General features: G+C 70.3%; 15 protein-coding genes. 9 read left to right on the forward strand and 6 right to left on the reverse strand.

Annotated features, from left to right (window positions below; all coding sequences use genetic code 11):
* Positions 1-45 precede the first annotated feature (45 nt).
* Entirely contained in the window at positions 46-474 is a 429-nt protein-coding gene (locus AB0D48_RS08850) for an ATP-binding protein (protein WP_362392412.1), read from the forward strand.
* A 212-nt stretch (positions 475-686) separates the two neighbouring features.
* On the forward strand, positions 687-3,245 hold the full coding sequence (locus AB0D48_RS08855) for a SpoIIE family protein phosphatase (RefSeq protein WP_362393024.1): 2,559 nt from the start codon (positions 687-689) through the stop codon (positions 3,243-3,245).
* Between the two features lie 191 nt (positions 3,246-3,436).
* Here AB0D48_RS08855 and AB0D48_RS08860 read toward each other — a convergent pair whose 3' ends face one another.
* The 6 genes from AB0D48_RS08860 to AB0D48_RS08885 form a co-directional block, all read right to left on the reverse strand.
* On the reverse strand, positions 3,437-4,153 hold the full coding sequence (locus AB0D48_RS08860) for a PspA/IM30 family protein (protein ID WP_362392414.1): 717 nt from the start codon (positions 4,151-4,153) through the stop codon (positions 3,437-3,439).
* 50 nt (positions 4,154-4,203) lie between these two features.
* Complete coding sequence (locus tag AB0D48_RS08865) at positions 4,204-6,210, reverse strand: TPM domain-containing protein (protein WP_362393027.1); 2,007 nt, start codon at positions 6,208-6,210, stop codon at positions 4,204-4,206.
* A 127-nt stretch (positions 6,211-6,337) separates the two neighbouring features.
* Positions 6,338-7,180, reverse strand: a complete 843-nt coding sequence (locus AB0D48_RS08870) for a succinate dehydrogenase/fumarate reductase iron-sulfur subunit (RefSeq protein WP_362392417.1) — start codon at positions 7,178-7,180, stop codon at positions 6,338-6,340.
* A gap of 2 nt (positions 7,181-7,182) precedes the next feature.
* Entirely contained in the window at positions 7,183-9,078 is a 1,896-nt protein-coding gene (locus AB0D48_RS08875; protein WP_362392420.1) for a fumarate reductase/succinate dehydrogenase flavoprotein subunit, read from the reverse strand.
* 1 nt (position 9,079) lies between these two features.
* Positions 9,080-9,904 carry a hypothetical protein gene (locus tag AB0D48_RS08880; RefSeq protein ID WP_362392422.1) on the reverse strand — a complete coding sequence of 275 codons (825 nt, stop codon included), beginning with the start codon at positions 9,902-9,904 and terminating at the stop codon, positions 9,080-9,082.
* 118 nt (positions 9,905-10,022) lie between these two features.
* The gene (locus tag AB0D48_RS08885; protein WP_362392425.1) at positions 10,023-10,247 is read right to left on the reverse strand and encodes a hypothetical protein; all 225 of its coding nucleotides are present in this window, start codon (positions 10,245-10,247) and stop codon (positions 10,023-10,025) included.
* Between the two features lie 345 nt (positions 10,248-10,592).
* Here AB0D48_RS08885 and AB0D48_RS08890 point away from each other — a divergent pair, with 345 nt between their 5' ends.
* The 7 genes from AB0D48_RS08890 (at position 10,593) to AB0D48_RS08920 (ending at position 21,618) form a co-directional block, all read left to right on the forward strand.
* Entirely contained in the window at positions 10,593-13,007 is a 2,415-nt protein-coding gene (locus AB0D48_RS08890; protein WP_362392428.1) for an ABC transporter family substrate-binding protein, read from the forward strand.
* Between the two features lie 346 nt (positions 13,008-13,353).
* Positions 13,354-15,258: a translational GTPase TypA gene (gene typA / locus AB0D48_RS08895; protein ID WP_362392431.1), complete on the forward strand. Its 1,905-nt coding sequence runs from the start codon at positions 13,354-13,356 to the stop codon at positions 15,256-15,258.
* 434 nt (positions 15,259-15,692) lie between these two features.
* Positions 15,693-17,345 (forward strand): peptide ABC transporter substrate-binding protein, encoded by a 1,653-nt coding sequence (locus AB0D48_RS08900; protein WP_362392434.1) that lies wholly within the window; start codon positions 15,693-15,695, stop codon positions 17,343-17,345.
* A 177-nt stretch (positions 17,346-17,522) separates the two neighbouring features.
* Positions 17,523-18,446, forward strand: coding sequence for an ABC transporter permease (locus tag AB0D48_RS08905; RefSeq protein ID WP_362392437.1), 924 nt, complete (start codon positions 17,523-17,525; stop codon positions 18,444-18,446).
* Positions 18,447-18,477: 31 nt separating this feature from the next.
* Positions 18,478-19,407: an ABC transporter permease gene (locus AB0D48_RS08910; RefSeq protein ID WP_362392440.1), complete on the forward strand. Its 930-nt coding sequence runs from the start codon at positions 18,478-18,480 to the stop codon at positions 19,405-19,407.
* A 17-nt stretch (positions 19,408-19,424) separates the two neighbouring features.
* Positions 19,425-20,480, forward strand: coding sequence for an ABC transporter ATP-binding protein (locus AB0D48_RS08915; protein ID WP_362392443.1), 1,056 nt, complete (start codon positions 19,425-19,427; stop codon positions 20,478-20,480).
* A complete protein-coding gene (locus tag AB0D48_RS08920) occupies positions 20,473-21,618 on the forward strand; it encodes a dipeptide ABC transporter ATP-binding protein (protein WP_362392446.1) in 1,146 nt (381 codons plus the stop codon). Before AB0D48_RS08915 ends, AB0D48_RS08920 begins: the two co-directional genes overlap by 8 nt.
* The last annotated feature ends 14 nt before the right edge of the window (positions 21,619-21,632 follow it).

Below are 21,632 nucleotides of genomic sequence, written 5' to 3' on the forward strand. Positions count from 1 at the left end.
TTTCGTCCCCGACGAACCGGACTGGGGTCCCAGCTGGCCCGGGAAGTGATCGGCGTGATCGACACAGACGGTGAATGTGCCGAGTGGGCCTTCCCCGCCGAGCCCGGTGCCGTCCGCACTGCCCGCAACGCCGTGCGCGGCACCCTCCGGGCCTGGGGTCTGGACTCCATCGGCGATGTGACCGTCCTGCTGGTCAGCGAGCTCGTCACCAACTCCCTGCGGTACGCGTCCGGCCCCATCGGTGTCCGTCTGGAACGTCGGAATCCGGCCGTCGGCGGAGCGGGGGGCGGCCCCGCACTGCTCGTGGAGGTTTCCGATCCGCTTCCGGATCCGCCCCGCGAGCGGGTCGCCAGAGCCGACGACGAGGGCGGCCGGGGACTGCACCTCGTCGCCGTCTCCTCGAAGCGCTGGGGGACCCGCCACGGGAAGTCGGGCAAAACTGTGTGGTTCGAGTTGGCCCTTCCTGGTGAGTAACAAGGGGAAGGGTGGCCGTCCATCACATGAGGTGGCTAAAAACTAACGGGACCTTTTTGTGATCGTGAACGCCGTGCCGTCAGGGGCCGTGGTGCTGAATACTGCGGTCATGGCCGGTCCGGTTGCGGTGAGCTGGAGGGGACGGTCGCGTGAGCGAGATACCTGCGCAGGCACATCAGACCAGGGTGCCCGGGGAGACATGGCACGACTCCCTGTGGCACAGCAGTCCGCCTGGCTCGATATATGACTACATAAAGGTCGCTTCCTTCTCGATCGGACCCGACGGGCTCATCGATCAGTGGAGTCTGCGCGCCGAGGAACTCTTCGGACTGACCGCCGCCCAAGCCGTGGGCCGCGATCCGGTCGACGCCTTCATGCCGCCCGAGCTTCGTGCCGGCGGACACCGCCGGGTCGCCGAGATCCTCGACGGCAAGGAGTGGACCGGCCTCGTCCCGTTCCGGATCCCGGGCGGCGACGGCGAGCACGGCGTGGCCGAGATCTATGTGATGCCCACCCAGACGGAAGCCGCCGAGCGGGCCGCGCTGTGCGTCGTCGTCGACGTTCGCGCGCTGCGGCGGATCGAATCCGATCTTGCGGCCTCCCAAGCCATATTCGGCCAATCTCCCTTCGGCTTCCTGCTCTTCGGTACGGACCTCACCGTGCAGCGCGCCAACCGCCGCTTCGCCACCGTCTTCGGCGGCGCCGCCGAAGAGCACCGGGGCCGGACCGTGCACGACTACCTCCCGGTTCACGAGGCGGACCGGATGGCCGAGGCCCTGCGCCGGGTGCTGGAGACCGGGGACTCGGTGACCGACCTCCGGATCACCGGGGCCGCCCCCGGAAGCCGGGAGAACCGGCACTGGTCGATCAACCTCTACCGCGTGCACGGCGGCACGGGCCGGCCCATCGGCGTCGCCGGCATCGGCACCGACGTCACCCGCCGCCACCTCGCCGCCCGCGAGGCCGCCGGAGTACGGCGAAATCTCGCGCTGCTCAACGAGGCCGGACACCGCATCGGGAACTCCCTCGACCTGGAGACCACCGCCCGCGAACTCCTCGACGTCACCGTCCCCGGGTTCTGTGACCTGGCCGCCGTGGACCTCTACCAGGGGCTGCTGCTCGGCGACGACGACCGGCCCGCCCGTCCGCAGGGCCCCGGGGTGCCCTCGCTGCCGCCCGGGCTGGGCGCCGGACGGGCTCCGTCCGCGCCCCTGCGGCGGGTCGCCTTCGCCTCCGCCGTCTCGGACGCCCCGCTGTCGGGACCGGGCGCGCCGGTCTCCGTAGGGGAGATCCACCGCTATCCGGCGGCCTCGCCCGGCGCGCTGGCGCTGCGCACGGCGCGGCCGCGGCTGATCGAGGGCGGCGGACCGGACGGCCTCGTGCAGTCCACGCTGGTCGTGCCGATGGTCGCCCACGACACGGTGGTCGGCCTCGCTCAGTTCTCCCGTACGAAGGGCAGCGAACCCTTCGGGGAACGCGACCGGGCGGTCGCGGTGGAACTCGCCGCACGGGCCGCCGTGTGCATCGACAACGCGCGGCTCTACCGGCGCGAACACGAGCGGGCGCTGATACTGCAGCGCAGCCTGCTGCCGCCCGGCGACCCGGAGGCGGCCGGTCTGGACATCGCCTGCCGCTACCTGCCGGGGAACGCGGCCACCGAGGTCGGCGGCGACTGGTTCGACGTCATCGAACTCCCCGGCCACCGCACGGCGCTGGTCGTCGGCGACGTGATGGGCCGCGGGCTGCGGGCCGCCGTCGCGATGGGCGAACTGCGGACCGCCGTACGGACCCTCGCGCTGCTCGACCTCGAACCGGCGGAGGTGCTGACCGCGCTGGACGAGATCGCCCGGGGCCTCGGGGCCCCCGGCGGATCCCAGCAGGCTTCGCGTGCGGCCCTGCACTCACGGGACGCGGACCGCTCCGAGGTGTACCTCGCCACCTGCGTGTACGCCGTCTACGACCCGGTGACGCGGCGCTGCACGATCGCCAACGCGGGCCACATGCCCCCCGTGTTGGTGGAGCCGCCCGAGGAGGGCGGGGCGGCGCGGCCCGCGCTGCTGCTGGAGGTACCGCCCGGGATGCCGCTGGGCGTGGGCGGGGAGCCGTTCGAGGAGGTCGAGGTGGACCTGCCGGAGGGGGCGCTGCTCGCGCTGTACACCGACGGCCTGGTCGAATCCCGCGACCACCCGCTGGAGGAGGGCCTGCGCGGCCTGCGCGAAGCCCTCGCGGACCCGGTCCGCCCGCTGGAGGACGTCTGCGACCACGTCCTGAACACGCTGCACACCCGGCACGGGGAGGACGACATCGCCCTGCTGATGGCGCGGGTGCAGGGCCTGCCGGTCGACGCGGTGGGGGACTGGCAGCTGCCCCGCGAGGCCCGTTCGGTGGGCCGGGCGCGGGAGCTGGCGCGGGCGAAGCTGCCGGCGTGGGGCCTGGAGGGCCTGCTGGACACCACCGAACTGCTGGTCAGCGAACTCGTCACCAATGCCCTGCGGTACGGGGAGGGCGAGATCCGGCTGCGGCTGCTGCTGGACCGGACGCTGGTGTGCGAGGTGTGGGACGCGAACCTGGTCCAGCCGCGGCGCCGGCGGGCCCGCGACACCGACGAGGGCGGGCGCGGCCTCCAGCTGGTGGGCCTGCTCTCGGCCGGCTGGGGCACGCGCCGCACCCACCGGGGCAAGACGGTCTGGTTCGAGCTCCCCCTGCCGGGCGCGGCGGCGGAGGCGGTCTCGGAGCTCTCGGCGGAGCAACTGCTGAGCATGTACGGCTGACCGCCGCCGGGGCTCCGCCCCGCGCACCCCGCGCCTGACATGCCGGCCGGGCCGGACACGGCTGATGCCGCCCGCCCGGCGCGGGCTGGATGACGCGGGGAAATTCCAGCCCCACCGGCGTTGGAGGCACGGGGGCACGGGGGCTCGGGGCGGCCCCCCCCGCAGAGGCGCCGCACCCGCCCCCGGAAGGGTCAGGCCGCGCCCGCCTTGAGCGCGGCGAGCCTGGCCTCGATCTCGCTCTGCTTCCCCAGGTCCTCCAGGGACTCGAACTGCGCGTCCAGTGAGGACGCGGCCAGTTCCTGCTTGCCCATCGCCAGGGCCTCCTCGCGGCGGACCTTCTCCTCGAAGCGGTTCAGGTCGCTCGTCGGGTCCATCACGTCGATGTTCTCCACCGCGTCCAGCATCGTGTTCTGCGCCTGCGCGGTCTTCGCCCGGGCCACCAGCTCGTCGCGCTTCGCCTGGAGTTCCGTCAGCTTGTTCTTCATCGACTCCAGGCCCGACTTGAGCTTGCCGACGACCTCCGTCTGGGCGGCGATCACCGGCTCCGCCGTCTTCGCCTCCTTCTCCGACTGCATCTGCCGGCCCAGCGCCACCTTCGCGAGGTTGTCGAACTTGTCGGCATCCGCCGCGGAACCAGCCGCCCGCAAGCCGTCCGCCTTCTTGCTCGCCGCGAGGGCCTTGCCGCCCCACTCGGCGGCCGCCTCCACGTCCTCCTTGTGGTCCGCCTCCAGCATCCGGAGGTTGCCGATCGTCGTCGCGACGGCCTGCTCCGCCTCCGAGGTGTTGTTCGTGTAGTCGCGGATCAGCTGGTCCAGCATCTTCTGCGGGTCCTCGGCCTGGTCCAGCAGGGCGTTGATGTTGGCTTTGGCGAGCTGGGTGACGCGGCCGAGGATGGTCTGCTTGCTCATGAGGGGTCTCTCCCGTGCTCCGGATGAGGGGGTTGGTGTGTGCGTACCGTTCAGAAGCGGCCGCCGCCGCCCATCCGGCCGCGGGTCCCGCCGCCGCCGAAGGATCCGGGTCCACGGCCCCCGCCTCCTGCGAAGCCCCCGCCTCCCCCGAAGCCGCCCCCGCCCCGCAGGATCTCGCCGAGGATGATCCCGCCCAGTACGGCGCCGCCCCCGCCGCCCGAGCGCCGGCCCCCGTACGGGTCCTGGTACGCCCGTACGTCCTGCTCCGCCAGCTGCTGCGCCTGGCGCGCCAGCGCGTCCGCCTGCTGTGCCTCCGCCAGCGCGCCCGCCGGGTCCCCGGCCGTCAGGGACACCGCCCGCTCCAGGTGCCGCCCGGACTCCGCCAGCCGGGTGCGGGCCTGGCTGCCGACCGCCCCCCGGCTGGTGGTGACGTAGTCCGTGGCCGCCCCGATCGCGCTGCGCGCCGAGAGCATGGCCTGGTCCAGCAGGGCCGCCGCCCGCTGTCGGCCCGTCTCCCGCTCCCGCGCCCCGGAGAGGGACTCGTCCAGCGCCGCGTCGGCCTCCTCGACGCGGCGCAGGGCGTCGATCGGGTCGTACCGGCCGCCCGCCTGTTCCTGCTGTACGTCGGCCAGCACGGACTCGGCCCGGCCGATGCGGCCGCGCAGGTCTGCCGTCGAGGTGCCCTCCGCGGTGCCGGTCAGCAGCCCGCGCGCGTCCGCGAGGTCGGCCTCCGTCTCGTTGAGCGCGCCCGGCAGCTTCCCGGCCGCCTCCGCCAGCTCCTGCGCCCGCCGCTCCACGGCGTCGACCAGGGTCGCGGCCTGGTCCACGGCGCTCTCGGCGGCCCGCACGTGCACGGCCGCCGTGCCGTTGTCGCCGCCGTCCACGGCCGTACGGGCCTCCCCGAGGTGGGTGGTGGCGAACAGCAGCCGGTCCTTGGCCTGTTCGGGGTTGGCGGCGACGGGCGAGGACGCGGAGTCCGCGTACCGCCGCGTCAGCGCGGTCAGGGTCGCCTCGGCCGTCGTGGTGCGGCCGCTCAGCGCCCGGAAGTGTGCCTCGACGGTGGCGAGGGCCTGCGGGGCGTTCTTCTCCAGGTCCCGCAGCCGGTCGAAGTCCGCCGATTCGGCGTCCAGCCGCCGACTCGCTTCCGTGCACCGGGCGACGATCTCGTCCAGCATCCGGCGCCGGGGCGCGTCGTCCTCCGGGTAGGCGTCGTCGAGCTGCTGGCGCAGCCGGAAGGCGTGCGTCAGCTCGCCCTTGGCGTACTCCACGGCCGCGGTGAACGGGACGACCGCCTCGTCCCCGAACTGCGCGGAGGCAAAACCGAGTTCCTCGGTGCTCGTACGGACGGAGTCGTCGGTCTCCACCAGCAGCGCCTTGGCCCGGGCGTCCAGTTCCGGCAGCGGGAGCCGGTCCGGCGCTCCTTCGGGCCAGCCCGGGCCGGTCGTGGTACCGCGGCCGCCGGCGCCGATCTCGGCGTCCTTGCGCTTGCGGCGGCGGTACGCGTACACCCCCAGCGCTCCGGCGGCGCCGACCGCGACCACCGGAAGGACGAAGTCCCCGGCCCCGTTCTCCCCGCTCGTCCCACCGCCGGGGTCGGCCGGGCCCGGGGTGATGGCGGGTACGGGTACGGGCTGCCCGCCGAGCACGGCGTCGTAGCCGCGGGCCGCGCCGACGGCGGCGCCCGCCCAGTCGTTCTGCTTCAGGGCGGGCTCGATGGCGGTCCGGGCGACGGCAGCGAGCTGCTCCTCGGTGAAACCGGAGTCGACGGCGGCGGAGTAGGCGTACTGACGGGCCCCGGTCGCCACCGTCAGCAGCACGTCGTCCTGGCCCAGGCCGTTCTTCGCCGCGGTGGCGTCGGCCCAGCTCTGCGCGGAGCGCCCGGAGAAGTCGCGCACGTACGCCACGAAGAGCTGGATCCGCCGGTCGGCGTACAGCTTGTCGAGTGCCGCGGTGACCTCGGCCTTCCGGTCCCCCAGCGCGCCGACCCGGTCGGTGATCTGACCTTGCTGCGAAAGGGTGACGGGATCGTCGGCCCGCGCGGGCGGTGCGCCGGCCACGCCCCCGCCGCCGAGCGCCAGCAGCGCGGCGGCGAGGGCGAGCCCGGCCCGTACGCACAGCCCGCTTCGCGGTCTGCTTCTCGTCTCGCTTCTCGGCGGAATCACATATCGGAGATTATGGTCGGTTTCACCCCTCCGCACCCGGAGTCGCGCCCGGAGCGGCGCCCGGCGTCGCAGCCGGAGCCGCAGGCGGTGACTCCGGGTCGGACCGGCGCCGGATCTTGTTCCCCAGCCACACCAGCGGGTCGTACTTGCGGTCCACCGCCCGCTCCTTCAGCGGGATCAGTGCGTTGTCGGTGATCTTGATGCCCTCGGGGCAGACCTCCGTACAGCACTTGGTGATGTTGCAATAGCCGAGCCCGTGCTCCTCCTGCGCGGTGCGCTTGCGGTCCAGGCCCGCCTCCGCCGCCGCGTCCAGGGGGTGCATGTCCAGCTCCGCCACCCGCATCAGGAAGCGCGGACCGGCGAAGGCGGTCTTGTTCTCCTCGTGGTCGCGCACCACGTGACAGGTGTCCTGGCACAGGAAGCACTCGATGCACTTGCGGAACTCCTGCGAGCGTTCCACGTCCATCTGCTGCATCCGGTACGCGCCCGGCGCCACCCCTTCCGGCGGCACGAAGGCCGGGACCTCCCGCGCCTTCCGGTAGTTGAAGGACACGTCCGTGACCAGGTCCCGCACGACCGGGAAGGCGCGCAGCGGGGTGACCGTGATCGTTTCCTCGCGCGTGAACGTCGACATGCGCGTCATGCACATCAGCCGCGGCCGCCCGTTGACCTCCGCGCTGCAGGAGCCGCACTTGCCGGCCTTGCAGTTCCAGCGCACCGCGAGGTCAGAGGCCTGGGTGGCCTGCAGCCGGTGGACGATGTCCAGGACCACCTCCCCGTCGTGCACCTCGACGGTGAAGTCCCTGAGCGATCCGCCCTCGGCGTCGCCCCGCCAGATCCGGAAGCTCGCGTCGTACGTACTCATTTCTAGAGCTCCTCTTCGGCGAGGTACTTGACCAGCTCTTCCTTCTCGAAGAGCGCGAGCAGGTCCGGGCGGACGGGATCGGTACGGGTCCGGACCAGCGCGATCCGGTCGGCTGCCGGATCCGCCGGCGCCGGGTCGACGGGACGGCACAGCAGGTTCACCGGGCGCCAGCTCCGCTCCATCGCCGGGCAGTCCTCGCGGGTGTGCCCGCCCCGGCTCTCGGTGCGCTCCAGGGCCGCGCGGGCCACGCATTCGCTGACCAGCAGCATGTTCCGCAGGTCCAGCGCCAGGTGCCAGCCCGGGTTGAACTGCCGGTGCCCCTCGACACCGGCCCTGGAGGCCCGTTCGCGCAGGGACGCGAGCTTCTTCAGGGCCTCTGCCATCTCGCCCGCCCGGCGGATGATGCCGACCAGGTCGTTCATGGTCGTCTGGAGCTCCTGGTGGAGCGTGTACGGGTTCTCCGCGCCCTCGGCCGCGTGGAACGGGGCCAGCGCCTCCGCGGCGGCCGCGTCGATCTGCGCCTGGGAGACGGCCGGGCGCCCGGCCGGCGAGGAGGCGTACTCAGCCGCGTGCAGCCCGGCCCGCCGGCCGAAGACCAGCAGGTCGGAGAGGGAGTTCCCGCCGAGCCGGTTCGAGCCGTGCATCCCGCCCGCGACCTCGCCCGCCGCGAACAGCCCCGGCACCCCGACCGTGGCGGCGGTGTCGGAGTCGACCGCGATCCCGCCCATCACGTAGTGGCAGGTCGGACCGACCTCCATCGGCTCCGCCGTGATGTCCACGTCCGCCAGCTCCTTGAACTGGTGGTACATCGAGGGGAGCCGCCGCTTGATCTTCTCGGCCGGCATCCGGGTGGACACGTCCAGGAAGACCCCGCCGTGGGGGGAGCCGCGGCCCGCCTTCACCTCGGAGTTGATGGCGCGGGCCACCTCGTCGCGCGGCAGCAGCTCGGGCGGACGCCGGTTGTGGTCGGGGTCCTCGTACCAGCGGTCGCCCTCCTCCTCCGACTCGGCGTACTTCTCCTTGAACACGTCGGGGATGTAGTCGAACATGAACCGCTTGCCCTCGGAGTTGCGCAGCACCCCGCCGTCGCCGCGCACGGACTCGGTGACGAGGATGCCCTTCACCGACGGCGGCCAGACCATGCCCGTGGGATGGAACTGGACGAACTCCATGTTCAGCAGGGGCGCGCCCGCGAGCAGCGCCAGCGCGTGGCCGTCACCGGTGTACTCCCACGAGTTCGAGGTGGTCTTGAAGGACTTGCCGATCCCACCCGTGGCCAGGACCACCGCCGGTGCCTCCAGGACGAAGAAGCGGCCGGACTCGCGCTCGTAGCAGAAGGTCCCCGAGACCCGCTCTCCTTCCTTCAGCACGCGGGTCACCGTGCACTCCTGGAAGACCTTGAGCCGGGCCTCGTGGTCCCCGTACTCCTTGAAGTCCTCCTGCTGGAGGGCGACGATCTTCTGCTGGAGGGTGCGGATCAGCTCCAGGCCCGTGCGGTCGCCGACGTGCGCGAGGCGCGGGTACTCGTGGCCGCCGAAGTTGCGCTGGGAGATCCTCCCGTCGGGGGTGCGGTCGAAGAGGGCGCCCCAGGTCTCCAGCTCCCAGACCCGGTCCGGGGCCTCCTTCGCGTGCAGTTCCGCCATCCGCCACTGGTTCAGGAACTTGCCGCCGCGCATGGTGTCGCGGAAGTGCACCTGCCAGTTGTCGCCCTCGTTGACGTTGCCCATGGAGGCGGCGATCCCGCCCTCCGCCATCACCGTGTGGGCCTTGCCGAAGAGGGACTTGCAGATCACGGCCGTACGGGCGCCGCGCTCGCGGGCCTCGATCGCGGCCCGCAGGCCGGCGCCGCCCGCGCCGACCACCACCACGTCCCACTGCTGCCGTTCCACTTGAGCCATCTCAGAAGATCCTCGGGTCGGTGAAGGCGCCGCTGGCCAGCAGGTACACGTAGAAGTCGCACAGGGCCACGCTGACCAGGGAGGCCCACGCCAGTTGCATGTGGCGGGAGTTGAGCCGGCTGATCCAGCCCCACAGCCGGTAGCGCACCGGGTGCTTCGAGAAGTGCCTGAGCTTGCCGCCCATGATGTGGCGGCAGGAGTGGCAGGACAGCGTGTACGCCCAGATCAGCACGATGTTGACGACGAACAGCAGGCTTCCGAGGCCCATGTGGCCCCACTCGTAGTGCTCGTCACGGAAGGTCAGCACGGTGTCGTACGTGAGGATGCCCGCGACCGGGACCGCCGCGTAGAAGAAGTACCGGTGCATGTTCTGGAAGATCAGCGGGAAGCGGGTCTCCCCGGTGTACTTCGCGTGCGGCTCGGCGACCGCGCACGCGGGCGGCGAGGCCCAGAAGCCCCGGTAGTAGGCCTTGCGGTAGTAGTAGCAGGTCAGCCGGAAGCCCAGCGGGAAGACCAGGATCAGCAGGGCGGGGGACAGGCCCCACCAGCTGCCGAAGAGGTCCCAGTTGGGGCCGCCGCGCATCTCCTGGCAGTTCTCCGCGAGGCACGGGGAGTAGAAGGGGGAGACGTAAGGGGCCGCGTAGTAGTCGGCGTTCGCGAAGGCCCGCCAGGTCGAGTAGACGATGAAGGCGAGCAGCCCGGCCGCGGTGCCGGCGGGGGCCAGCCACCACCGGTCGGTACGCAGGTGCCGGGCAGCGATCGCGGCCCGGGAGGCGTCGTGGACGCCGCCGGGCCGCTGCTGGGGTGGTCGTGTGCCTGTGGCCAAAGGGGACTCCGGGAGGAGTGATGAGGGGTGGCCCAGGAGGCCCGGCCGCCTCGGGCGGCCGGGCCAGATGGGGGAGCGGGTCGAAGCGGGTCGTACTGCTGGAGCGGGGTGGCCGGCGTCAGGGGGCGCGGCGGTCGCGCGCGCCCAGGCCCTCGTCGTCGGTGTCCGTCCACAGCGCGTTGTCGTACGGCGTGTCCGGGATGGTCACCATCCGGGACTGATCCGGCGAGGCCGACGGCGTCGCCGGCTTCTGCCGCTTCGCCTGCTGTTCCAGCTGCTCGACCTTGCGCGTCAGCTCGTCGAGGTTGCGCCGTACGGCAGTCAGATCGTCTTGCAGGGACATGATTTGCCCTCACTTCCGCAGGTGCGGTGGCAGCGCTCATGTGCGCCTGCGAGTGTCGCGCTTCCCGTCCCCGGTTGTGAAGGGACGTGCAGCGATTGCGGGCGCGCAAGCGTGAACTGTGCGCCCCTCCCTGGACCCCATTGTCATCCCTCTTCCGAGGGAATGCCTGTTTGCCGCGCAAGCCGCATTGGTCCGCACGGGTGGGGTTCGCGGCGTGGCGCGAGGCGGCTGCGGGGGGTACGGGGGGCGGTCGATTTCAGTGGGTTCCGGCAACCGGTGTGATCAGCTCCATATACCGCCGAACGTGATCATGCTTCCCTGACGCCCGCCCCGGAGGTACCACCCATGTCCCAGAGAAGGCGCAGGTCCTTGGCGCTCCTGACCTCGGGAGTCCTCGCACTGCCGCTCCTCACGGGCTGCGGCGCGGGTGACGACGAGGGCGGGCCGGTCGCCGCCGGACAGGACATCGCGACGACCGCCCGCGACAAGGTCGCCGACGGGGGCGTGCTGCGGTGGGCGGTGGACGCCCTCCCGGAGACCCTGAACACCTTCCAGGCCGACGCGGACGCCGCCACCGGCCGGATCGCAGCCGCCGTGCTGCCGCACCAGTTCGTGATGGACGCCAAGGGGCGGCCGGTGGCCAATCCCGACTACCTGGAGAAGGCGGAGGTCGTCGAGCGGGAGCCGAAGCAGGTCGTCCTGTACAAGCTGAACCAGCAGGCGGTGTGGAGCGACGGCCGCGAGATCGGCGCCCCCGACTTCGTCGCGCAGTGGCGGGCCCTGAACGGCAAGGATTCGGCGTACTGGACGGCCCGCAACGCCGGCTACGAGCGGATCGAGAAGATCGAACGGGGCAAGAACGACCTGGAGGTCAAGGTCACCTTCGCCAAGCCGTACGCGGACTGGCGCTCCCTCTTCAGCCCGCTCTACCCCAAGCAGGTCACCGGCACCCCGGACGCCTTCAACGAGGGAGCCCGCGGCGCCCTCAAGGTCACCGCCGGACCCTTCGGCCTCGGGGCCATCGACAAGAAGACCGGCACCGCCGCCCTGAACCGCAATCCGCGCTGGTGGGGTCAGCCGGCAAAACTGGACACGCTGGTCCTGACGGCGGTGCCCCGGGCGGAGCGCCCGGCGGCGCTGGCCGCCGGCAAGCTCGATCTGGCGGAGATCGACCGCACCGGTGCCGACCGGATCGCGCTCGCACACCGGGATGCGAAGAAGCAGGACGGCGCGGGCGGCGCGGGCAGCGCGGACGGTGCGGGCACGGGCGGGGCCCCGGCCCACGGCCCCGGCGCCTCGATGACCGCAGCGGAGGCCACCCTGTCGTGGGCGGTCGCCTTCGGCGCGGACGAGGACAAGGCCCAGGCGGAGAAGGCGACCCGGCAGAAGAACGCGGAGGCGGTCAGCCGGTACGCCGACGAGCAGGCGGCCCTGCGGGCCTTCACCGTCCGCAAGTCCCTGGAGCCGGCCTACACGCAGCTCGCGATGAACGGCGCCGGCGGCCCGCTGGCCGACGAGCGGGTCCGCCGGGCGGTGGCCCGGGCGCTGGACCGCAAGGAGCTGGCCGAGATCGTACTGAAGCCGCTGGGCCTGCCCGCGAAGCCGGTCGGCAGCCACGTGGCACTGGCCGGGCAGCAGGCGTACGCCGACAACAGCGAGGCGCTGGGCGGCCAGGACACCCAGGCCGCCCAGGCCCTCCTCGCGGACGCGGGCTGGCGCCGGGGCGGCAAGCTCACCGAGCCCCCGGGCACGAAGGCCGGCCCGGAGAGCGAGCAGCAGGACGACGGGAAGACCCCCGCGGGCTCCGGCACGGGCAACGACGGCCTCTACATCGTGGGCGAGGACGACGAGCGCAACGGCGACCACGGCGGCACGCACGGCAGCCGCCCCGAGGGCCCCGCGGGGCACAGCGGCGACGGCGCGCTCCCCGAGGGCGTGGCGTACGGCCCCGACGGCGAGATCGTCGATGCGGACGCCTTCGCCCCGGAGGCGCAGGCGCAGGACCGGTCCTCCCCGGTGCTGGTCCCCGCGCCGTTCGCGGAAGGGCAGGAGGCGGCCCTGCGGGCCCAGGCCGCCGCCGCGGGAGCCGTCGAAGACGGCAAGCGCAGCCCGGCCCGCGACGGCGAGGCCGCGGAGCCCGCCGAGCCCGCCAAGGGCTCCGCACCCCCGGCCAAGCAGGCCGTACGCACCTCCGGCGCCATGCTCGCCAAGGACGGAAAGCCGCTCAACCTGCGCTTCGTCCTCCCCGCGGGCCCCGGATCGGAGTCCCTGCGCACGGTCGGCGAGCGGATCGCCCAGATGCTCCGGAAGATCGGCGTGAGCACCGAGATCACCAAGGTGGCCGACGAGAGCTTCTTCAAGGACCACATCGCCTCGGGCCAGTACGACCTGGCCCTCTACTCCTGGCCGGCGACCGCGTACCCGGCCACCGACGCCCGGCCGATCTTCGCCAAGCCGGAGCCCGCCGCGGACGGCTCGCTCCTCGTCGAACAGAACTACACGCGGGTCGGCACCGACCACATCGACCAGCTCTTCGACCAGGCGGCCGGCGAGCTGGACGAGACGCAGGCCCGTGACCTGATGCGCAAGGCGGACGCCCGGATCTGGGCCGCCGCCGGCTCCGTCCCCCTGTATCAGCGCCCGGAGCTGGTGGCCGTCAAGCCGGCCCTGGTCAACGCGGGGGCCTTCGGACTCGGCGCTCCCCGCTTCCAGGACATCGGCTGGAAGAAGCCCGCGACCGCCAAGGGCAAGAAGAAGTAGCGCGAGGAGGAGAGCGGGAGAAGAAGTGGTGACAAAGGGGTGCCTGTCAGGTTGACCTCGGGATTCCAAGCTCAGATGTGACTCAAGTCGCTTGCCCGCCGGATCCCCCGGCGGGCAAGGTCGTGCACACCCGTTGACCCGCATGAATACAGGCCGGACCGGCGGTCGGCGCACCCCACCCCGCGTCCGGCCTCCCTCATTCGTCCGGCCTCTTGACAGACCCCCGGCAGGCAGTTCCCGCCACGCGACGTACCATGGGGTAAGGCCGTGGCAGGTTTTCGCCCGGTCGAGGCGCGCGTGCCAGGCCGTACGCGACGCCATCCACGATCCCGGGAGAAGCGCCGAAGTGCCCACGCGCCACGACATCCGTAACGTCGCCATCGTCGCCCACGTCGACCATGGCAAGACGACCATCGTCGATGCCATGCTCAAGCAGGCCGGTGCCTTCGCCGCCCACCAGCACCTCGACGACCGCATGATGGACTCGAACGACCTGGAGCGTGAGAAGGGCATCACGATCCTCGCCAAGAACACGGCGGTGAAGTATCACCCCAAGGACGGCGGGGCCCCGATCACGATCAACATCATCGACACCCCCGGCCACGCCGACTTCGGTGGTGAGGTCGAGCGCGGTCTGTCGATGGTGGACGCCGTCGTTCTGCTGGTGGACGCCTCCGAGGGTCCGCTGCCCCAGACCCGCTTCGTCCTGCGCAAGGCCCTGCAGGCGAAGATGCCGGTCATCCTCTGCATCAACAAGACGGACCGCCCGGACTCCCGGATCGACGACGTCGTCAACGAGACGTACGACCTCTTCCTGGACCTGGACGCGACCGAGGAGCAGATCGAGTTCCCGATCGTCTACGCCTGCGGCCGTGACGGCATCGCCTCGCTGACCAAGCCCGAGGACGGCACCGTCCCGGCGGACAGCGACAGCCTGGAGCCGTTCTTCTCCACCATCCTGGAGCACGTCCCCGCCCCGGTGTACGACGAGGAGGCCCCCCTCCAGGCCCACGTCACCAACCTGGACGCCGACAACTTCCTCGGCCGCATCGCGCTGCTCCGCGTCGAGCAGGGCGAGCTGCGCAAGGGCCAGACCGTCGCGTGGATCAAGCGTGACGGCACCATGTCGAACGTCCGCATCACCGAGCTGATGATGACCGAGGCGCTCACCCGCAAGCCGGCCGAGGTGGCGGGCCCGGGTGACATCTGCGCGGTCGCCGGTATCCCCGACATCATGATCGGCGAGACCCTGGCCGACCCGGAGAACCCGATCGCGCTGCCGCTGATCTCGGTCGACGAGCCGGCGATCTCCATGACCATCGGCACGAACACCTCGCCGCTGGTCGGCCGTGGTGGCACGGGCAAGGGCGCGGACGCGAAGTCCGCGGTCAAGGACCGCAAGGTCACCGCCCGCCAGGTCAAGGACCGCCTCGACCGCGAGCTGGTCGGCAACGTCTCGCTCCGCGTCCTCGACACCGAGCGCCCGGACGCCTGGGAGGTCCAGGGCCGCGGTGAGCTCGCGCTCGCCATCCTGGTCGAGCAGATGCGCCGCGAGGGCTTCGAGCTGACCATCGGCAAGCCGCAGGTCGTCACCCAGGAGATCGACGGCAAGGTCCACGAGCCGGTCGAGCGCATGACGATCGACGTGCCCGAGGAGCACATGGGCGCCGTCACGCAGCTCATGGGCATCCGCAAGGGCCGCATGGACAACATGTCGAACCACGGCTCCGGCTGGGTCCGCATGGAGTTCGTCGTCCCGTCGCGCGGCCTCATCGGCTTCCGCACGGAGTTCCTGACCAACACCCGCGGTACGGGCATCGCCCACTCGATCCACGAGGGCCACGAGCCGTGGTTCGGCCAGCTGGTCACCCGCAACAACGGTTCGCTGGTCGCCGACCGCGCCGGTGCGGTCACCCCGTTCGCGATGATCAACCTGCAGGAGCGCGGTGTCCTGTTCACCGACCCCGGCACCGAGGTGTACGAGGGCATGATCGTCGGCGAGAACTCGCGCTCCGACGACATGGACGTGAACATCACCAAGGAGAAGAAGCTCACCAACATGCGTGCGGCTTCCGCGGACAACACCGAGAACGTGGTGCCCCCGCGCAAGCTCTCCCTGGAGCAGTCCCTGGAGTTCTGCCGCGACGACGAGTGCGTCGAGGTGACCCCGGAGGCCGTCCGCATCCGCAAGGTCGTCCTGGACCAGAAGGAGCGCTCGCGCACCGCGTCGCGCGCCAAGTCCGCCAAGTAGCCACTCCTTTCCGGGCGCTGCCCGGGGGTGGCTGAAAATCAGCGCACAAGCCACAGCCCGTCTTCTCGCGACCTTCGCGCAAAGACGGGCTGTGGGCTTTTGTCAAGCGGTTTGTGACGTCCATGTGTCCGCATACCGACCGTGACACTCCGGAAGAAGAACTAACCGTCCGTTTCGCGCGTGTCTGTCTCCTATCCGTTTGTCCGTATTTCGGGTTTTCGCCATGCGCTGATGTTGTGAAAACGAGACCACTTAAGTGTGGTTTACAGTCTGGGCGTCCCTGAGGATGGCTCCATTGAGCTCGGGTCAATGGGTCACACGCTGTGGGGAGCGTCGACTCACGAGCACACGACGGGACCGGATTTCGCTGTCAGGGGTGTCAGCGGGGGATGGCCCTTCCTTATCGACAGTGACTCCTGAGGAGGCAATTACCCATGCGCGGAGCAACGAGCGCCAAGTGGGTCGTGGGTGCCGTCATCGTGGCGATGGCTGCCACGGCGTGTGGCGGTGGCGACGGAGACAAGAAGGACAACGCGGGCGGCAAGGGCGGTGGAACCTTCCGCCTCGGTATCACCGAGCCGACCGCGATCGACCCGTTCAACGTCCAGGAGTCCGAGGGCGCTCTCGTCGCGCACAACCTCTTCACCGGGCTGTACAGCGCCACCCAGGACGGCAAGCTGAAGCCCGAACTCGCCGAGTCGGTGCAGACCAGCGACGACGGCAAGATCTGGACCTTCAAGATCAAGCCGGGCACCAAGTTCTCCAACGGCGAGGTCGTGGACGCCGAGGCCTTCATCCGCGGCTGGACCCGTGTGGTCGCCAAGGAGTCCGCCTCCGACGTCGCGTACCCGATGGAGGGCATCGCCGGCTACAAGGAGCTCAACGGTGGCACCGCCACCACCTTCGCCGGTGTGACGGCTCCTGACGCCAACACCCTCAAGGTCGAGCTCTCCAGCGGTGACTTCGAGTTCGACAAGAAGACCGTGCACTCGGCCTTCAGCCCCGTCCCGAAGGTCGCCGGCGCGGCGAGCAACAAGGCGTACAACGACGCGCCGATCGGCAACGGCCCGTTCAAGATGGCGGGTGCCTGGGAGCACAACAAGTCGATCACGCTCGTCCGTAACGACGACTACGGCTTCGAGAAGGCCAAGCTCGACAAGGTCGAGATCTCGATCCTGAACGCGGCCAACGGTTCCACCCTGGAGTACCAGGGCTTCCAGTCGGGTCAGTTCGACTGGGCGCGTATGCCCACGCCGCAGATGCCGGTGGCGAAGGCCAAGTACGAGCCGAAGAAGCAGTGGATCGAGGCCGACACCAGCGGTATCAACTACCTGGTCGCCTTCAACCAGCAGGCGCCGCTGAACAACGTCGACGCGCGCAAGGCGATCTCGTACGCGATCGACCGTGACGCCATCGCCAAGGGTGTCTTCCAGGGTCTCCAGAAGCCCGCCACCTCCGTCCTCCCGCCGTCCTTCGCGGACACGTACCAGGACGGTGTCTGCACCTCCTGCGTCAAGCAGGACAAGGAGAAGGCCAAGGAGTACGCGGCCAAGGGCGGCCTGAAGCCGGGCACCGTCATCGACTTCGGCTACAACACCGGCGCCGGCCACGAAGAGTGGGTCCAGGCCATCGCCCAGCAGCTGAAGGACGTCCTCGGCCTCGAGGTCAAGCTGAACGGCAAGCCGTTCAAGGAGGCCCTGGCCCAGCAGCAGGACAAGGCGACGGGTGGCCTGTGGCGCTCGGCGTGGGGCGCGGACTACCCGACCCCGGACAACTTCCTGTTCCCGCTGCTCGCCACCGGTTCGATCAACGAGGACCCGGAGACGGGCAAGGCCCAGGGTGACAACCGCGGCCGTTACAGCAACCCGAAGTTCGACGAGCTGATCACCCAGGCTCGTAGCACCAAGGACGCTGCCGCGCGCGCCAAGATCTACAAGGAGGCTGAGAAGCTGGCGGTCGACACCGACCAGGCCCTCATCCCCACGTGGAAGCGCACCCAGTACCGCCTCGCGAACACGGAAAAGTTCACCAACGTGAAGATGGACTTCTTCGAGGACCCGAACCTCGCTGAGATCGCCGCCAAGTAGCAGCCTCCTCAACATCAGGTAGGCGAAGGTCGTGGGGGCCGGAGTTACGTCTTCGACCCCCGCGGCCTTCGCTCAGTCCCGGGCGCACCCCTCTCGTCGAATCCGCGCCCGGATGCGGCCAATCTCCCGATCGGATGATGCCGCCAATCCCCACGCTCAGTATGTGAAGGAGGCATCGTGGGCAGATATGTGATCCGGCGGCTCGGACAGATGGTTGTCGTTCTCTTCGGTGCGACGGTTATTCTCTTCTGCTGTCTTTTCGTGCTCCCCGGCGACCCGGTGGGTTCGCTCGGCGGTGACAAGGCCCGTGACCCGGCTGTGGTGGAACAGCTCCGGGAGCGCTACGGCCTCAACGACCCGCTGCCCGTCCAGTACGGGAACTTCGTCAAGCACCTCGCGCAGGGTGACCTCGGTGAGGACTACACCCAGCGCCGGCCGGTGACGGAGGTCCTCGGGCCGAAGCTCGTGAACACCGCGCAGCTCGCCCTGGCGGCCATCGTCCTGGACATCGCGATCGGCTTGCTGGCAGGCCTGATCGCCGCGTTGTTCAGATACTCCTTCTGGGACGTGCTGATCACGCTGTTGACCACCATGGCCGTCGGCTTCCCGTCCTTCGTGATCGGCATGGTCCTGCAGAAGGTCTTCGTGATCCAGCTCGAATGGGTCCCGCTGATCTCCGACGGCACGATGAAGTCGCTGATTCTGCCTGCCTTCACACTGGCCATCCTCGACGCCGCCCTCGTGGCGCGGCTCATGCGCGGCACCATGCTCGAGGTGCTGCGGGCCGACTACGTCAAGACGGCCGTCGCCAAGGGTCTGCCGCGGCGGACCGTGCTCGTCAAGCACGTCATGCGGAACTCGATCATCCCGGTCATCACGTACCTGGGTATCTCCTTCGGCTCCCTGCTCGGTGGTGCGCTGATCACCGAGGCGATCTTCAACTGGGACGGCATCGGGCTCGCCCTGGTGCAGGCGGTCCAGCAGCAGAACAACCCGATCATCATCGGCGTCGTGAGCTTCGGTGTCGGCGTGTTCGTTCTGCTCAACCTCATCGTCGACCTGTTGTACGCGGTCCTCGACCCGCGCATCCGTCTCGCCTGATCCCAGGCAGCCCGTTCTAGGAGTCATACCCATGACCGAGCTCACCAAGAGCACATCGGTGGCGGGGGACGCGACCGCACCGGCGCAGGGCGCGACGGCGGAGGCCGAACCCGCCGTCGCCCGCGTGACCCAGTGGGGCGAGATCCGCCACCGCTTCCTCGCCAACAAGCTGGCGGTCGTAGGCCTCGGCCTCGTCCTGCTGCTGTTCCTCACCGCGATCTTCGCCCCGCTGATCGCACCGCACGACCCGTACGCGCAGGACCTGACCAACACCCTGCAGGACCCGGGCAACGGGCACCTGCTCGGAACCGACGCCCTCGGCCGCGACCAGTTCTCGCGCATCATCTACGGCTCCCGCATCGCCGTGGAGATCGGTCTGGCGTCGATCTTCCTGGCGTGCCTCATCGGCATCGTCGTCGGCGCCCTGGCCGGCTACTTCGGCCGCGCCACCGACTCGGTGCTGATGCGCATAGCCGACGTCTTCTTCGCCTTCCCGCTGCTGATCGGTGCCATCGTCATCATCCTCGTGATGGGCCGAGGCATCACCCCGGTGATCATCTCGCTGGCAGTCTTCTCCTGGCCGACGGTCTCCCGTCTGCTGCGCAGCTCGATCCTGTCGGTCCGCGAGGCCGACTACGTGCTGGCCGCCCGCGCGCTCGGCGCGGGCACCCGCCGGATCATCGTGCGGCACATCATCCCCAACTCCATCGCCGCAGTGATGGCCTACGCCGCGTTCAGCGTCGGCGGCGCCATCGTGGCCGAGGCCTCGCTGTCCTTCCTGGGCGTGGGTGTCAGCCCGGAGATCCCGGAGTGGGGCAACATGCTCGCCGCCGCCAAGGACTTCATGGGCGTCAAGGACTTCCTGTGGACCTACCCCAGCATCGCGATCGTGCTGACGGTCCTTGGCTTCGTATTCGTCGGCGACGGGCTCCGCGACGCCCTCGACCCGAAGCTGCGCTAGAAGGGCGGCACCACCACATGACTGCTTCAAGCATCACCGCAGACGTGCCCCGGCAGAGGGGCGAGGGCGCCGAGGCGCCCGTACTCGAAGTGCGCGACCTGCACGTCGAGTTCGCGACCCGCGAAGGCGTGGTCAAGGCCGTCAACGGCGTGAACTACAGCGTCGCGTCCGGCGAGACCCTCGCCGTCCTCGGCGAGTCCGGCTCCGGCAAGTCCGTGACCGCTCAGGCGATCATGGGCATCCTCGACTCGCCCCCCGGGCGGGTCGCCAAGGGAGAGATCCTCTTCCGCGGTCAGGACATCCTGAAGCTTCCGGAGAGCGAGCGGCGCAAGCTGCGCGGCCCGAAGATGGCGATGATCTTCCAGGACGCGCTGTCCGCGCTGAACCCGGTCTTCTCCGTCGGCAACCAGCTGAGCGAGATGTTCCGCGTCCACCAGGGCATGTCGCGCAAGGACGCCAAGGCGAAGGCCATCGAGCTCATGGACCGGGTGAAGATCCCCGCGGCCAGGAGCCGGGTCAACGACTACCCGCACCAGTTCTCGGGCGGCATGCGCCAGCGCATCATGATCGCGATGGCGCTCGCCCTGGAGCCGGACCTGATCATCGCGGACGAGCCCACCACGGCGCTCGACGTGACGGTGCAGGCCCAGGTCATGGACCTGTTGGCGGATCTGCAGCGCGAGTACAACATGGGTCTGATCCTGATCACCCACGACCTCGGCGTCGTCGCCGACGTGGCGGACAAGATCGCCGTGATGTACGCGGGCCGCATCGTCGAGCAGGCCCCGGTCCACGAGCTGTACAAGCGCCCCGCGCACCCGTACACCCGAGGACTGCTGGACTCGATCCCGCGCCTGGACCAGAAGGGCCAGGAGCTGTACGCGATCAAGGGTCTGCCGCCCAACCTGCTCAAGACCCCCTCGGGCTGCGCCTTCAACCCGCGCTGCCCCAAGGCGCAGGACATCTGCCGTACCGAGGTCCCGGCCCTGCTGCCGGTGACCGAGCAGGACGGCACCGAGCTGGTCGGCCGCGGCAGCGCCTGCCACTTCCGGGAGGAGCAGCTCCATGGCTGAGTTCGACAAGAAGGATGACGCCGTGGACGCCACCCCCGGTATCAGCGAGGTCGAGGTCGTCGAGGCGGCGACCGAGACGGCGGCCGTGGCCGCCATCGAGGCGCCCGTCGACCGCGGCGAGCCGATCCTGCAGGTGCGCAACCTGGTCAAGCACTTCCCGCTGACCCAGGGCATCCTGTTCAAGAAGCAGATCGGCGCCGTCCGCGCGGTCGACGGGATCTCCTTCGACCTGCACCAGGGCGAGACCCTCGGCATCGTCGGCGAGTCCGGCTGCGGCAAGTCGACCGTCGCCAAGCTGCTGATGCTGCTGGAGACGGCGACGTCCGGCGAGGTCTTCTACAAGGGCCAGGACATCACCAAGCTGTCGGGCAAGGCCCTCAAGGCCGTGCGCCGCAACATCCAGATGGTGTTCCAGGACCCGTACACCTCGCTCAACCCGCGCATGACGGTCGGCGACATCATCGGCGAGCCCTTCGAGATCCACCCCGAGGTGGCCCCGAAGGGCGACCGGCGCCGCAAGGTCCAGGAGCTCCTGGACGTGGTCGGTCTGAACCCGGAGTACATCAACCGGTACCCGCACCAGTTCTCCGGCGGTCAGCGCCAGCGCATCGGCATCGCCCGCGGCCTGGCCCTGCAGCCCGAGATCATCATCTGCGACGAGCCGGTCTCCGCGCTCGACGTGTCGGTGCAGGCGCAGGTCATCAACCTGATGGCGAAGCTGCAGGACGAGTTCAACCTCTCCTACATCTTCATTGCGCACGACCTCTCGATCGTCCGGCACATCTCGGACCGCGTGGGCGTCATGTACCTGGGCAAGATGGCCGAGATCGGCAGCGACGCGCAGATCTACGACCACCCGACCCACCCGTACACGCAGGCGCTGCTCTCCGCGGTGCCCGTCCCGGACCCGGCGGCCCGCGAGGGCCGCGAGCGGATCATCCTCACCGGTGACGTCCCGTCCCCGGCCAACCCGCCGTCGGGCTGCCGTTTCCGCACCCGCTGCTGGAAGGCCGAGGAGAAGTGCTCCACGGAGGAGCCGCTGCTGGCGGTCCCGGAGCGCTTCAAGGGCCTGGACACGCACGCCGCGCACGAGTCGGCCTGCCACTTCGCGGAGGAGAAGGCCATCCTGGCCGTCTGATCCCCGCGGGCGTT

The organism is Streptomyces sp. NPDC048269 (assembly GCF_040652395.1).
GTDB lineage: Bacteria > Actinomycetota > Actinomycetes > Streptomycetales > Streptomycetaceae > Streptomyces.